This window comes from Pseudoalteromonas sp. 78C3 (assembly GCF_002836695.1).
Taxonomy (GTDB): Bacteria; Pseudomonadota; Gammaproteobacteria; order Enterobacterales; family Alteromonadaceae; genus Pseudoalteromonas; species Pseudoalteromonas arctica.
The window spans coordinates 1-13,814 of the sequence record NZ_PJAV01000077.1 but is presented as its reverse complement, the minus strand read 5'-3'; the positions used below and the strand labels follow the sequence as shown (position 1 = coordinate 13,814).

11 protein-coding genes and 1 pseudogene are annotated in these 13,814 nt (G+C 37.4%); 7 read left to right on the top strand and 5 right to left on the bottom strand.

Annotated elements, in window-relative coordinates:
- Positions 1-77: 77 nt before the first annotated feature.
- The 5 genes and pseudogenes from CXF76_RS01445 to CXF76_RS01430 all read left to right on the top strand — a co-directional run bounded on the left by CXF76_RS01445 (position 78) and on the right by CXF76_RS01430 (position 4,021).
- Complete coding sequence (locus CXF76_RS01445; RefSeq protein WP_101162876.1) at positions 78-1,406, top strand: hypothetical protein; 1,329 nt, start codon at positions 78-80, stop codon at positions 1,404-1,406.
- A gap of 63 nt (positions 1,407-1,469) precedes the next feature.
- Positions 1,470-1,661 (top strand): annotated as a pseudogene (locus CXF76_RS20900) (hypothetical protein); the annotation flags it as partial.
- 96 nt (positions 1,662-1,757) lie between these two features.
- The gene (locus CXF76_RS01440) at positions 1,758-2,732 is read left to right on the top strand and encodes a transposase (protein WP_101162875.1); all 975 of its coding nucleotides are present in this window, start codon (positions 1,758-1,760) and stop codon (positions 2,730-2,732) included.
- Positions 2,733-3,065: 333 nt separating this feature from the next.
- Positions 3,066-3,485: a hypothetical protein gene (locus CXF76_RS01435; protein WP_101162874.1), complete on the top strand. Its 420-nt coding sequence runs from the start codon at positions 3,066-3,068 to the stop codon at positions 3,483-3,485.
- Positions 3,486-3,598: 113 nt separating this feature from the next.
- On the top strand, positions 3,599-4,021 hold the full coding sequence (locus tag CXF76_RS01430; RefSeq protein ID WP_232785078.1) for a hypothetical protein: 423 nt from the start codon (positions 3,599-3,601) through the stop codon (positions 4,019-4,021).
- Between the two features lie 196 nt (positions 4,022-4,217).
- Here CXF76_RS01430 and CXF76_RS01425 read toward each other — a convergent pair whose 3' ends face one another.
- The gene (locus CXF76_RS01425) at positions 4,218-5,408 is read right to left on the bottom strand and encodes a PQQ-dependent sugar dehydrogenase (RefSeq protein ID WP_101162872.1); all 1,191 of its coding nucleotides are present in this window, start codon (positions 5,406-5,408) and stop codon (positions 4,218-4,220) included.
- On the opposite strand from CXF76_RS01425, the gene CXF76_RS01420 reads away from it, so the two are divergent.
- Positions 5,393-5,845: a hypothetical protein gene (locus tag CXF76_RS01420; protein WP_101162871.1), complete on the top strand. Its 453-nt coding sequence runs from the start codon at positions 5,393-5,395 to the stop codon at positions 5,843-5,845. The two genes, CXF76_RS01425 and CXF76_RS01420, sit on opposite strands and share 16 nt — an antisense overlap.
- A gap of 103 nt (positions 5,846-5,948) precedes the next feature.
- Here CXF76_RS01420 and CXF76_RS01415 read toward each other — a convergent pair whose 3' ends face one another.
- From CXF76_RS01415 to CXF76_RS01400, 4 genes are all read right to left on the bottom strand, one after another.
- On the bottom strand, positions 5,949-7,148 hold the full coding sequence (locus CXF76_RS01415; RefSeq protein ID WP_024589155.1) for an Nramp family divalent metal transporter: 1,200 nt from the start codon (positions 7,146-7,148) through the stop codon (positions 5,949-5,951).
- A gap of 564 nt (positions 7,149-7,712) precedes the next feature.
- Positions 7,713-8,975: a valine--pyruvate transaminase gene (locus CXF76_RS01410; protein WP_101162870.1), complete on the bottom strand. Its 1,263-nt coding sequence runs from the start codon at positions 8,973-8,975 to the stop codon at positions 7,713-7,715.
- Positions 8,976-9,110: 135 nt separating this feature from the next.
- A complete protein-coding gene (locus tag CXF76_RS01405; RefSeq protein ID WP_101162869.1) occupies positions 9,111-9,770 on the bottom strand; it encodes a glutathione S-transferase in 660 nt (219 codons plus the stop codon).
- A gap of 13 nt (positions 9,771-9,783) precedes the next feature.
- Positions 9,784-12,075 (bottom strand): peptidase U32 family protein, encoded by a 2,292-nt coding sequence (locus CXF76_RS01400; protein WP_101162877.1) that lies wholly within the window; start codon positions 12,073-12,075, stop codon positions 9,784-9,786.
- Positions 12,076-12,657: 582 nt separating this feature from the next.
- Here CXF76_RS01400 and CXF76_RS01395 point away from each other — a divergent pair.
- The coding region (locus CXF76_RS01395) for a reverse transcriptase family protein (protein WP_101162868.1) at positions 12,658-13,814 on the top strand (1,157 nt) is incomplete at its 3' end.

Here is a 13,814-nt window from a genome sequence, read left to right as displayed (position 1 = left end):
GTTTTCTAGTTTTTATAGCCGTATTGGAACTGAAGATATAGAAAAAGAAGCATCGGATATCTTAAAAGGAAAACTTAATGAAATATGATTTTATCTGTCTTAGTTATGAAGCAACTAAAACAATCATTCAAGCAAGAACGTTACAAAGCTTAGACTTCGAAAATTCATCTATTATTGTAGATTTAGCTAATGGGTATTTACCTGACTTTGAAAGAACAGATCTTCCAATTAATCATATAATAAAAGAAAATGGTTTATATATTCTCCATGATGATGACAGGTATGCTCTTGAACGGAATACTGTAACGTTAGACTTCAAATCTGTTACTTTCAATGATGTAGATGATGGAATGAAAGTTACTAGTATACAAAAAGCATTAAGATTCTGTATAAAATATTGGGACAGCTTATCTTATAGCAGTTCTGAAATGATTCCTTTAGACTCCACAAAAGGTATCGTTTTTCCGTTCCCTAACAAAAATGGAAGTTCCTATAAAGTTGTAATAGAACTTTCTCCATTTAAGAATAAAGCTAATAAAGAAAGAAAGTATAAAGGTAAACATTTATTAATATATAAATTTGGAAAAAGTTCAGGGGCAAAAAATAAAGAAGAGTGTGATGTTGGTATACTTAAAAAAGCTCTTGATGGGATTTTTAGTGTCGAACTTTTTAAAAATATTGTTGGGGCAAGAAAAGCTGTAGCTGAGTCGGTAAGCCATGGTGCAGTTAATTTAGATAAGAATGATTTGTTAAATACGACAGTTTTACTTGGCAGAGACGATCCATTTGAGCTTTTGTCCGATAGGCAGTCATCTTTTGTGAATACTGATTGGAATTTACCAGCTAGATTACACGGGCCTGCGGGCTCAGGAAAGACAATTTGTTTAGTGTTAAAGGCTCTAAAATCAATATCAGACAGACCAAAGTTGAAAGTTCTCTTTATTGTACCAAGCACTGCAGTAAGACATACAGTTGAATATTTTCTTAAGGTAACTTCAAGCTCTTCTCTTCTTTTTAAAAATGTAGATATTTCACAGATCAGAGTAAGAACTATCCAGCAAGTTTGTATGGAATTGTTAGGGAATGATATTAGTGGGACTGAATTATTAGATGAAGATAGTTACGAGGCTAAACAGACACAATTACTCTTCATAATGGAATTGGTTGAAGTTGTAAAGAATAAAATTAATAAACATAAGCAGTTTATATCTTTAAAATTATATAACTTCTTTAAGGACGAAGACTCTTTGGCGCTATCCGAGCTACTTATACATGAATTTGGTGTAGCAATTAAAGGGCGTTGTGGAAATAATAAAGAAGAATATGTTAGTAATAATACCGAACATTATAGTTTGCCTACATGTAGTAATAATGATAAATATTTTATTTTTAACAACGAAAATTAGGATGACACCCATCCTAATTATTACAAAAAAAGCCAACAAAAACAGCATGAAGAGTGAATTATTATAAATAATGAATCACCCAAAAAGCTGAGCTATGTAGACAAAATGAAAGTAAAAATAGACAGCCCCATAGGTCGACGACAGCTGTTTATTAAAGAATGGCAAACGGCTCGGCTGTATCGAACCGGCTTTCCTTTAAATAAAAAGCGGAATATTACGGTGAATAAAGGCATGAATAAATTGACGACTACAGGGGTCAAAAACCATAAACTAGACACTCACTCTAAATTTTGCACTTTTATGAGCAAAGCACTACGCTTTGTTTAGTGCAAAAAATAAGCAGGGTGTCTTATGGCAATCGCAAGAAAGCGTCAAGTAAGTTTGGTTGATACAAAGTACTACCATTGCATATCACGTTGCGTTCGCCGTGCATTTTTATGTGGGGAAGATCACTTTACAGGTCAATCCTACGAGCATCGTAGAGGCTGGGTTGAAGACAAACTGCTTGAGTTAGCTAAGGTATTTTGTATTGACGTCTGTGCTTATGCTGTCATGAGCAATCATACGCACTTAGTGTTGTATGTTGATGACAAAAAAGCGAATAGGCTGAATGATAAAGCGATTGTTATTCGCTGGCACAAGCTGTGTAAAGGCACTGTACTTACGCAAAAATACATACAGGGTGAAAAGCTAAGTAAAGCTGAACTTATCTTTTTTAATCAAACAGTAAAACAATACCGCGAGCGCCTATCAAGTATTAGCTGGTTTATGCGGTTGTTAAATGAAAACATTGCTCGCAGAGCAAATAAAGAAGATAACTGCACTGGCCGTTTTTGGGAGGGACGATTTACGTCTCAAGCATTATTAGATGAAGCAGCCCTTGCGGCCTGTATGGCGTATGTCGATTTAAACCCCATTAGAGCCAAAATGGCTAACACCCCAGAAGAGTCAGACCATACCAGCATCAAACAGCGTTTTACGTATGCAAAGGATGGCAAGCAACCAAAACAACTACTGCGCTTTGCAGGCATGCCACGTCAAATTATGCCAAAAGGGCTGCCGTTTGAGCTTAAATCGTACCTTGAACTTGTTGAGTTAACAGGACGTTGTATACGAGAAGACAAACGCGGTTATATTGAAAGTACACACTTACCCTTACTCGAAAGAGTTAATATCTCCCCAGAAAACTGGTTAAAACTCACCACACAATTTACGCGTGTATTTCATGGCGCAGTCGGCAGGCCAAGTTCACAAGCAAGTTATTGTGAAAACTTAAACCGAAAGCGGCGAGCGAATATCAGTAACTGCGAAAAGCTACTGGCATAAAACGTAAGCTACTCAGTAAAACTATTCAGTAATAAATCACAACTGCATTATGCAGTCATTTTCATGAACCGAATTTAAGTTTAAGCGTTCTAATTTGTTTTTTATGGATGAAATGTAAATAACCGAGTAATAAAAGATAAATTCTTAACCTAAAAAGTGAATCTAGTGGAATGATTTTGTTTGTTCAATTAAAGTGGCTGTCTAGTTTAGTTGCGCGTAAACATTCAACAATCGATTGTACCCTGGTAGAAACCCGGCTATGGTTTGTTTATCAAGATAAATAAACCAGCTAATTTACAGGTTCGTTATGTCTCACGGAGGTTTTATCGCTCTATGAATGTTTTTCTAATAATTGCAGGCACATTAAGTGCTGTTGTAGCAACTTTGCATTTGGGTTGTATCTATTTTGGAGGTTCTTGGTATCGGTTCTTCGGTGCAGGAGAGCAAATGGCATTACTTTCTGAGCAAGGAAGTATTAAACCAACTCTTATTACTAGTGTAATTGTTCTGATTCTATCAACTTGGTCATTGTATGCATTTTCAGCCGCAGGTGTTATTTTTAAACTTCCATTCATCCGCCTAGCTCTTGTATTAATAACTTTTATTTATTTAGCCCGCGGTGTTGCTGGATTCTTTCTAATAAATAACCCTATGGGGCGTTCGCCTGAGTTTTGGATTTGGAGTTCTATTATTTGTTTATCTTTTGGTATTGTTCACCTTGTTGGTTTAAAACAACAATGGGCAAGCTTGTGAGTAAAGTGTAATCTAATAAAGCTATTACAATTGGCTTTTGGTAAAGCATTATATTTATAGTTAACTACTGGCCACCAATAATTGACGGAACAAGGAATATTAAAATGGATAAAATGTCAGTTCACATAACCTCTAAACCTTTAGAAACTTACCCGCAAAAACAAATTTTAAAGGTGGTAGCTGATGAAGTAACCGAAAAAGCGACTGTGCACAAAGCAGCAGATCAAAGTGACCAAGTGGATATATCCGAAGAAGGAAAAGAAAAAAGTCTGGAAGATCAAAATCGTGAAGCGTTACGTAAATTATCAGGCAATGAAGATGCAAGTCAGGCATCACAATCAGAAGGTGACCCTATTGATGAACAGATTGCTGAAATACAAGAAAAGATAGAAAAACTACTACAGGAAACTGCATTATTACGCAGTAAAGATGATGAAGAGTCGCAGGCTAAAGTGAAGGTGCTAGAAGCAGAAATTACCGGGCTTAACACTCAACTTATTGAATTATTGAGACAGCAATTAGAATCGGGTAAATAACAAGCACAGTAAGTATATGCAAAGGTAATTGGAGACAAGAACGTTATTAATAACATAATAAAGACGCTCACCTTAATCTTAAAACTAAAGGGGTTAACCCCTGATCTTACTGATCAAATTACTTAATTAACCAAAGTGGCTTATTTAAAGCCGCTACTTACTTTAAAAGCGCAGCGGCTTTTATTTGCTTTATGAACTAGTTTGCTGTCATCAACATTAGCTTTGCCTCTTTACCGTCTGTTAATACTGCGACGTTACCTTTATCAGTTATAAACACATCTCTTAACCTGCCTGCAGCCTTAGGAAATACGTGAGACTGTGTAAATTCACCACTTACCAGATTAACGCTGTAGAGCTTTTTATCAACAAGAGTGGTGATAAGCACATGTTGCTGTAATGAGGGAAACGCTGCATGTTTAGAGCCGTAATACGCCATGCCTGATGGCGCTATTGATGGCGTCCAATTAACACTTGGTTTTTGCATGCCTTTATATTCGGTAAATGGTGAAATACGCGCTTGCGAGTAATCTTTGCCATAGGTGATTACCGGCCAGCCGTAATTAGTCCCAGCGGTTAAGTAGTTTAGCTCGTCACCGCCTGCAGGGCCGTGCTCGTGGCTAACAATTTGCTGCGTATCGTAATCATAAACTAAGCCTTGAGGGTTACGATGACCAAGTGAGTAAACAGCATGTGCATTTAGGTTTTTGTGATTAATAAATGGGTTATCTGTTGGTATGGTGCCATCTAGGTTTATACGTAATATTTTACCAAGTTGGCTGGTGATAACTTGTGCTTGCTCTCTAAAGTCAAAACCATCGCCCGTTGAAACTAATAACGTATTGTCGGGTAGGATAAGGGCGCGACCAGCGTAATGTTGTGGTGTGTTTTTATCAGTCGCTACTTTATAAATAACGTTAGGCTTTGAAAAGTCAGTGCCATTAAACGTGGCTTTGGCAACAACAAGCCTGTTTGCGCTTGCATCACCTTGGGCATAAGTAAAAATAATTTCTTTGGAGTTGTTATAATCTGGTGATAATACAATGTCGAGTAAACCACCTTGGCCTGCAACGTATAAACCTGTTAGGTTTAATTTTACTCTTGATTGCACATTGTTTTTAACTATAACTACGTGACCATCACGCTCTGTAATTAACCATGTGCCGTTTGGTAGTTCAACCATGCTCCACGGAGACTGTAATTGCGTAGCCAGTGTTTTTGTACTGTATTGCTCCTTTGGTAACGTAGCATCTGCATTAACAGAAAACGAAAAAAGCGAAAGCAAAGTAAAAAAAGAGATACATTGTTTACGGAGCAAGCCTTTGCTAGCATAACTAGTATAAGAGAAAAGCTTTATTTTAAGTTGAGATAACCATGTCGTTTTTAACACGTATATTGCCTTCATTTTTAGTTTCTTGGTTACTTACATTCACACTTGCTAGCTTGTTTCATAGCCAATACGTTGTCAATCAATTAGTTAATGTAGGTGTAGTGGTGGGCTTTAGTGATCGCGTTAGTTTAACGCTTGATGATTGGTTAGGCCTATTACCTACCTACGGCGCTATTATTGCCGTAGCACTTGCCATCGCTTTTTTTGTTACCGTAAAGCTTAATAAAAAGGTTCAAAAATACAGTACTCAGATATTTGTAATTGCGGGCATTGTGGCATTTACTATTGTGTTAATTGCCATTGAATCAATTATGAATATTCATATTATAGCGGGCGCAAGAGGCTGGGGTTTTTATGCTCAACTGCTTGCAGGCGCGGTAGGTGGTTTGGCGTTTTCGCAATTAGTTAAGGCAACTAAAACCCAAAAAGCGTGTTAGCTGTGTGAATATAAATACGGCTTATACGTTATTTAGTGTTTAATAAATAAAGGCCGCTGTATATTGTAAACAGGGGCCTTTGAATATGACCTTTAGAATTTAATTAAAAAATTAAACTAATTAGTTTGTAGCTACTTAGCCCAAAAATTAGGATTAAAACGGGTAGGGTTACCAGGTTTAACACCAAAGAGTTAGTGTAGTTTCCCATAACCCCTTTTTGATTAACCAGCCATACAAGGTAGGTGCTAACAATAGGGAGTAATAACCCGTTAGCCGCTTGCGCGAATATAATCACCGCGACAGGGTCTAAACCGAGTGACGCCACCGCAGCACCAAACAATAAAATAACAATAGCAACGCCTTTAAAACGTGAGTTACCCATATCGTTTGACCAACCTAACATGCCACATACGGCGTAAGCACCTGCAAGTGGCGCTGTAATAGCACTTGTTAAACCTGCAGCAAATAAACCAATAGCAAAAAAGTAATGAGCGGCGTCACCAAGCAATGGCTCTAGCTGCACGGCCATATTGGCCGCACTAATTTGCCCCGCATCGGTGCCATAAAATGCAACTGAAGCTGTAGATAAAATAGCTAAAGTGATCACACCGCCTAAAGTGATTGATAGGCTTGTATCAACATTTGTTTGTTTAATCACTTTTTGCATATCGCTGTTACTGTCGTGTCTAGCAGCGAGTACGCCGGAGTGTAAAAATAAGTTATACGGCACAATGGTAGTGCCAACTAAAGCGAGTATGGTTGTAATCGAACCCTCAGGCATACTAGGAATAAAACCTGCAAATACATCACCCAGTGAAGGGGCTGCCATTACAAGTGTTGAGATAAACACTAAGCTCATTAAAATAACGAGTAAAATTAGCGCGTTTTCAACCACTTTATGTTTACCGCTATACAGTAAAGCTGCACTTAAAAAAGCAATAAGTGGTGTCCATAGTTGGGAGTTAACTTGTGGGAATATTTCAATTAACCCCATGCTAGCGCCACTTAAGTTACCCGCTTCATAAGCTGCACTGCCCACACCAATGGCGCTAATGACTAAAAATATAGCTAAAGATTTAAATAAGGGCGTTTGAATATGTGCTCTGAGCGCTTGAGCTAAATCTTGCCCGGTAGCAACGCCAAGGCGCGCCGCCATAGATTGTAATAATATAGTGGCAACTACTGAAAACAGTAATGTCCATATAAGTGCAAAACCAAAGTTTGCACCTGCCACGCTGGCGGTAGTAATGGTCCCTGGTCCAATGAAGGCAGCGGTGACAAGTAGTCCTGGTCCTAATCGCATAATTGACCTTAATAGTGCTATTGCATGTTGCTATTTAAAGTTACATCTAACGTTTAAAACCAATATTTATACGCGATGCCTGTTGTGTTATTGCTGCCACTTAGAGTAAGTGCCCTGCAGCGATGTCGCCTCTTGGCTGGTTCTTTTTTACCAGCATATGTTATACCAATCCGCATTAATACTTAATCAATTTGAGGGATTAAATCTGACGCTAACTGCGTTAAAAATTTCTGATATAGAATAACTAAATAACGAAATTTTTGCCTGGTTATCGACACGATTTTCTCACCTCAGAATAGATCACTTAATTAAGCGAATTGCTATTAAAAAGGTCGCGTAGGATACCAATTTATATATAAATTTAAAGGGGATACAATGCGTTTGCATGAATTTTAAACGAATAAGTGGTGCGAGTAGAGGTTACACGCGAAGTCTCAAAATTTAGTTAATGTTTACCGCATAAAAAAGCACAATATTTTATGCAGTAAATTACAAGAGAATGTATAAGCGACGCGAGTTAAATGACGAACGCCGATATTGCTATTAATAACAATATCAATGCATTTACTTTATTAGTGCTTTGATTGCTTCTAAGCCTTTTTTTAGTGTAGTTGCATCGGTAGCATAGTTAATACGAATACACTCGTGCTTGTGCGCCCAGCTATCGTCAATGCCGATAAAAAAGTTGTGACCTGGGATCACATACACGTCTTGCTCTTTAAGCTTTTGATACAACACCTCGCTTGTCATTTTTGCATCTTTAAACCACAGCCACATAAAAAATGCGCCTTCAACTTTGTGCAAATAAACAGGCAGTTCGGCAAATACTTCATCAAACAATTCAATCGCTATGTGTGCTTTATTACGATAAAAAGGCAGTACAACATTGCGGCACAGTGGCAGTAGTTCGTTGTCGTTAATTAAGCGTGTCACTAAGCTTGGGCCAATACTATTTGGCGATAAAACCATACTGCCATTTACGCGGCCAATTGCTTTAATAATCTCATTGTTTGCAACCACAATACCGCTGCGTAAACCTGGTAGGCCAAGTTTTGAAAGTGACATACATAAAATAATGTTTGAGTTCCACGTTAGGTTTGCGTCGGTGTAAATACAACCTGGGAACGGATCGCCGTACGCGTTATCAATAATGAGTGGAATACCATATTGCTTAGCAAGCAAATCAAGGTGTTTTACTTCATCGTCGGTAATTACATTACCTGTTGGATTGGTAGGGCGTGATACGCACAGTGCGCTTATGCTGCTGTCGTTTGCTAGTGTTTTTTCAACTGCTTTAAAATCAATTACGTATTTAAACTGTTTTGATGTGCTGCCTGTATTTAAAATTTCGATATCAGGCTTTATGGCAACAAACATATCAGCCGATAAACCTTGATCGGCATAACCTATATACTCTGGCGCAAGGGGAAATAAAATCTTTTTGCGGCTGCCATCAGGCATTTCGCCTGCCAACATATTAAACAGCACAAAAAAGTTAGCTTGACTGCCATTACCAAGTGCTATGTTATCGGCGCTAATATCCCATGCATACTCTTTACTTAGCTGGCCTGCTAATGCAGCTCTAAACTCGTCGTTACCGGTTGGGCCATCGTAAAGGCCAAATACTTGCGATACCTTGTTACTGGCAACGAGTTTTTGTAATTCACTTAAAAAAACCTCATTTACTTGTGGTACTAGTGCGGGGTTACCGCCACCGAGCATAACAATATTAGGATTATTGCTGTTTTTAGCACCGCCTAAATCTTCCATTAACTGAGTAATGCCGTTGGGTTGTGTGAATTTAGTGCCAAAGTTTGAGTAGTTCATAATGCATAGCGTTTGTTAGTAATGGGGAGGGCATTATAGCGTAAATAAAGGGCTTAAATTCGATGATGAGAATAATTCAATGCTTAGCTTTGTAGCTAGCTATGACAATGTAATTTCTATAAAACAAAGGCTAAGTTAAGGTTTTTTAACGCCGTATAAAAACTCTTCGCCGCAGTCCATATACAAATCAAATTTGGTCATAACTTTGGTAAACATGGGGGCGTGCAAAAACTCGTTTAACCATGCGCTTACATGCGTGTATTCACTTTGTAAGTACCAGTGTTTATCTACGCGGGCAAACTGTCTAATAAATGGCAGCAGAGCATAATCGGCTAGACTTTTTTCATCGCCCATTAAGTATTTATGTGTGGTTAGTTTTGCTTCAAATTGCTTAATAAACTCTTCACAGGCTTTTTGGTAATAAATTTGTGCCATGTCTTTTGTGCGAGCATAAAATTTGTACTTTTCAAGGACTGGTTTAAATTTCGTGTCGTTTAGCTTAATTAATTCAAGCATGCGCTCAAGTGCTAATGAGTCTTGAGTATGCAGTAAATTATGCGGATCGTTTTGCTTTAAAGCCCACAGCATAATATCTAGGCTTTCATCTATAACTTGATTATTCGGCAGTAATAAAACAGGCACCGTGCCTTTTGGCGATATTTGCAAAAGATGCGGTGGCTTATTTTTAGTTTTTATAGCGCGTAGAAGCACGTGTTGCTCTGCCATTAAAATACCCATTCGTGCACGCATTGCATATGGGCAGTGTTGTAATGAATATAATAATGGCAGTGTCATTTTAATACTTACCTTAGCTGTTTAAGCCTTCAACATATTGCTGACGTGTTTTTACTTTCACCATGTGATTTAACTGATCAGCTGCTTGTGTTTGCCCGCTAATTAAATCCTGAAAATGCGCAAGTAACACGGCTTTATCGAGTTTTTCTTTATCGCCTGAGCCAATGTCGGTTAAATCAATCATAAACTCGTCAAACTTGTCGGCATAATCGGTCACAATATCCATATTTAAAAATTGCTCGTGGTTATAAATGCTCGGGTAGCCGCCTTTTTGTTTATCAATTGCAAAGCTAATGCCTTTAACATTGGTAACGGTTGTTTCTTTTTTACAGCTCAGCATACAGCTTGCGTCAATACGTGGTTTTTTACAGCCAACGGTTTGCTGGAAAAAACACTGACGGCTGGTCATCATTAGTATTGGATGATAAATGCTGTACATCATTTTAAAGTTGTTAGGGCGTTTAATACTACGCATTTGTGGTTTGTTTATTTCGTTTGAAATAAACGCGCCTTTTGCGTTTAAATCTTCTTGTAGTGTTAGTAACGCATAAGAGTTTGTAGTGTTTAATAATGGGCCGGCAATCCAGTCAAGACCCATTTGCACTGCTTTAAATGCTACGCCTGTGTTGTTACTAATAATAAGCTTAGGTTTTACAACCTCGAGCAAACGCACTGCTTCTTCAAAATCTTTACCAATTAACACCGCCGGGAACCATGGAATTAACTGCGGGTGCTCTAAAAATACGTTGATGTATTTATCGTTATCGGTTCTAAAGCTCTCTGGTAATTTAAAGTAAACATCGCCATTTGTTAAATCACAAAGGTGAACGTCTTTTATGTCCGATATTAAAATAGAGAGTGTTGTTTTGTTATCGGCTTTAGGGTGGTTTACTAGTTTTGGCAGTTCAACAGGGGCGAGTACGTCTTTGCCTTCGTTTAATAAAAACGCGACTTGCTTCTTAATACGGGCAAGCTCTTTAAACGGAATGCTTAAGTTGTTGCCTAAGTTTGAGTAATCCATATTTTTAATTTCAAAATTGGCATTACTAAAGGTTTTAAAGCGTTTATCAATAGCTGCAATATCAACAACCGATTTATCGGCGGTTTGCATAGGCATTTGCGATTGAACTTCAAAGCGTAGAGGCTCTTTTTCGTTTTTATTCGAAAGCGTAATATCGCTTTTATCTTCAATAATTATGTTTACAGTGAATGGCTGATTTAATTGCCCTGAAAATTCTAATGTAAGCTCGCGCTTTGAAATATCTAAAAATTCAATTTTCTTTTTAACTAACGAATCAATTTCACTTTTTTGAGTGGAAAGCTCTTGCTGTGCATCGTAAATTTGCACGACCGAAATTGCGTTGTTTTTTTCGTTTGCGTGATCAAAACTATGGTCGCGCGGGTTATCGGTAAACATGTTTTTGGTCATGTCGCCGGTTAAAAACTTATTAGTAAAGTTACGGTTAAACACTTTATACAAGCTAGAGTCGTCTTCAATTAAGTTACCGGTTTGTACAAAGGTATCTATTTGTTTGCGCCAGCTATCAATCACTGTATGTACGTAGTTAGCGCCTTTAATACGGCCTTCTACTTTTAACGAGTCAACACCTGCAGCTACAAGCTCTGGTAAATCAAAATAAGCTGAATTGTCTTTTAAGTTTAACGGATGTTTGTTACCCATCGCCGTTGGCTCGTATTCATCACGACACGCTTGCGAGCAGCGACCACGATTACCCGAGTTACCCACACTTACTGAGCTTGAATAACATTGCCCTGAAAACGCAATACATAATGCGCCGTGCACAAATACTTCGGTTAATACGTCGCATTTATGCGCTACGTCGGTCAATATTTTAATTTCAGTTAAGTTAAGCTCGCGCGATAAATTTACACGCGTAGCGCCAATGCGCGCTAAAAATTCAACCTGTGATTCGTTATGCGTAGTTAACTGAGTTGATGCGTGAATATGTAAAGTAGGAAAGTGCTTTTTAACTATATTAAATAACCCTAAATCTTGCACAATAATGCCGTCGAGCGTGGTATTTACTAGCTGATTTAATAGCTTAAATAGCGCACCCATTTCGTGCTCTAATATAACTACATTTAGCGTTAAAAAAATCTCACAGCCGTATTCATGGGCTAGGCGAAGTGCGCCGTTAAGCTCATCAAACGAAAGATTAGACGCTCGGTTACGTGCATTAAAGGTATCTAACCCACAATAAACCGCATTAGCACCGGCTACAATGGCGGCTTTTACCGCGTTTACATCACCGCCTGGGGCTAATAGTTCAATCTTTCTACTCATGACAACTTCACTTCGCTCATATTTAATTGCCGCGAATTTTATATGGTTAAGCACGTTAAAGCTATTTATTGAGGGATATAATGATTTATGGTTTGAAAAATATTAATACAAGAGAGAAAACGTATAAAAACGGGAGTTAGCGACTTAATTCTGAGTGTGATTCAGCTAGGTGCATCTAAACTAAACAAGTTAAAAGATAGAGACGACTGAAAATATATAATTTTTTTAAGTCTATTTTTTAACGAATTTATCTTAAGTAATTTATTTAGTCGAATACATATTGTAAAAGTCGTATAACGATAGTAGATTAAACAATGCCTATGCGTTTCGCATAGTTTGCTGCAATCGAATTAAAAAGTGTTTGGATAATGCTCTTAATTGAGCGCTTAACGTTACTTGTTAAGCTTGTGCTTCGGCCACACCCTCCGTCTCCTCGAAACCAGGAGTAGCCGTGAACGATAGGCTTAGTTATAGAAATGGTGGCAGTTTCCAAATGTTTTCGATGAATGTATCACTATTTCTTTTACTCTAGAGTATGAGTTGACTAAGCCTTTTTTGTATATATGGATATCAGATTAACTCATGGACAGATTAATCCCCGAAAAAAGTACCTTCCAATCTATTTCTAATATAAAGAATCTTTGTGCAGCATTGGATATATCCGAAAAAGATTTGTCATCAGCCTTATCTCTTCGTGATAATGAAAAGTATGTAATTGATCATGTTGAGAAAAGCGATGGTACGCTTAGAAAAATTCATAAGCCTCATTATGAAATTAGAAAAATTCAAAGAAGAATCAACAAAAGAATATTTAAGAAAATAGTACTTTGGCCAGATTATATTTATGGATGTATACCTAATGAAATCTCTTCTGATGGTAAATTAATAAAAGCAAGAGATTACGTTAGTTGCGCATCTCAGCACTGTTCTACAAAAAGCTTATTGAAAATTGATATAAAAGATTTCTTTGATAATATTTCGGCTCATTTAGTTTTTGAAATGTTTAGTCGCTTTTTTAAATACAATGATGAGATTTCGCAAACTTTAACAAAGTTATGTTGCTTTAAAGGGACTTTAATTCAAGGTGCATTAACATCTAGTTATATCGCTGCTTTATGTTTGTGGGATTTGGAACATAAAGTAGTTTCACGACTGAAACGTAAACAATTAACTTATACTCGGCTAGTAGATGATATTACGATTTCGTCTAAAACTTCAAACTTCCAATTCGATTATGCATTAACATTAGTCTCGAATATGTTACTGGAGAAGGAGCTACCAATAAATTTGCATAAAACAAAGAGTAGCTCATCCTCAATACTACCTTTAGTTGTACATGGTATGAGAGTTAACTTCGAAGAACCAAGATACCCATCAAACGAAGTGAAAAAATCAAGAGCAGCAGTTCACAATATTGAAAAATTAGCTTCAGAACCTGGCTATAGAATTACGCATGCGTATAGGCGAGATTTTAATCGTTGTATGGGAAGAGTTAATAAGCTCAAACGGGTGGGACATAATTCACATAGTAAATTGGTTGAAAAACTATTACGTGTATTGCCTCTACCAGCAAAAGTAGATCTGAAACGATCACATACAATCGTTGCAAGGCTCGAAAAAGACTTTAAAGAGAAACATACTAGCTACTGGTATCATAAGCGCTTTTATAAAGCACACGATAGATTAAATATTCTTCAAAGAACTTATTCTAAAACCGCTCAAGAGCTTCGACTTAAACT

Excerpts from the sequence above, each read along its gene's own strand:
- CXF76_RS01445 (WP_101162876.1), top strand. The coding sequence starts at position 78 with ATGAAATATGATTTTATCTGTCTTAGTTATGAAGCAACTAAAACAATC.
- CXF76_RS01440 (WP_101162875.1), top strand. The coding sequence starts at position 1,758 with ATGGCAATCGCAAGAAAGCGTCAAGTAAGTTTGGTTGATACAAAGTAC.
- CXF76_RS01435 (WP_101162874.1), top strand. The coding sequence starts at position 3,066 with ATGAATGTTTTTCTAATAATTGCAGGCACATTAAGTGCTGTTGTAGCA.
- CXF76_RS01430 (WP_232785078.1), top strand. The coding sequence starts at position 3,599 with ATGTCAGTTCACATAACCTCTAAACCTTTAGAAACTTACCCGCAAAAA.
- CXF76_RS01420 (WP_101162871.1), top strand. The coding sequence starts at position 5,393 with ATGTCGTTTTTAACACGTATATTGCCTTCATTTTTAGTTTCTTGGTTA.
- CXF76_RS01415 (WP_024589155.1), bottom strand. The coding sequence starts at position 7,148 with ATGCGATTAGGACCAGGACTACTTGTCACCGCTGCCTTCATTGGACCA.
- CXF76_RS01410 (WP_101162870.1), bottom strand. The coding sequence starts at position 8,975 with ATGAACTACTCAAACTTTGGCACTAAATTCACACAACCCAACGGCATT.
- CXF76_RS01405 (WP_101162869.1), bottom strand. The coding sequence starts at position 9,770 with ATGACACTGCCATTATTATATTCATTACAACACTGCCCATATGCAATG.
- CXF76_RS01400 (WP_101162877.1), bottom strand. The coding sequence starts at position 12,075 with ATGAGTAGAAAGATTGAACTATTAGCCCCAGGCGGTGATGTAAACGCG.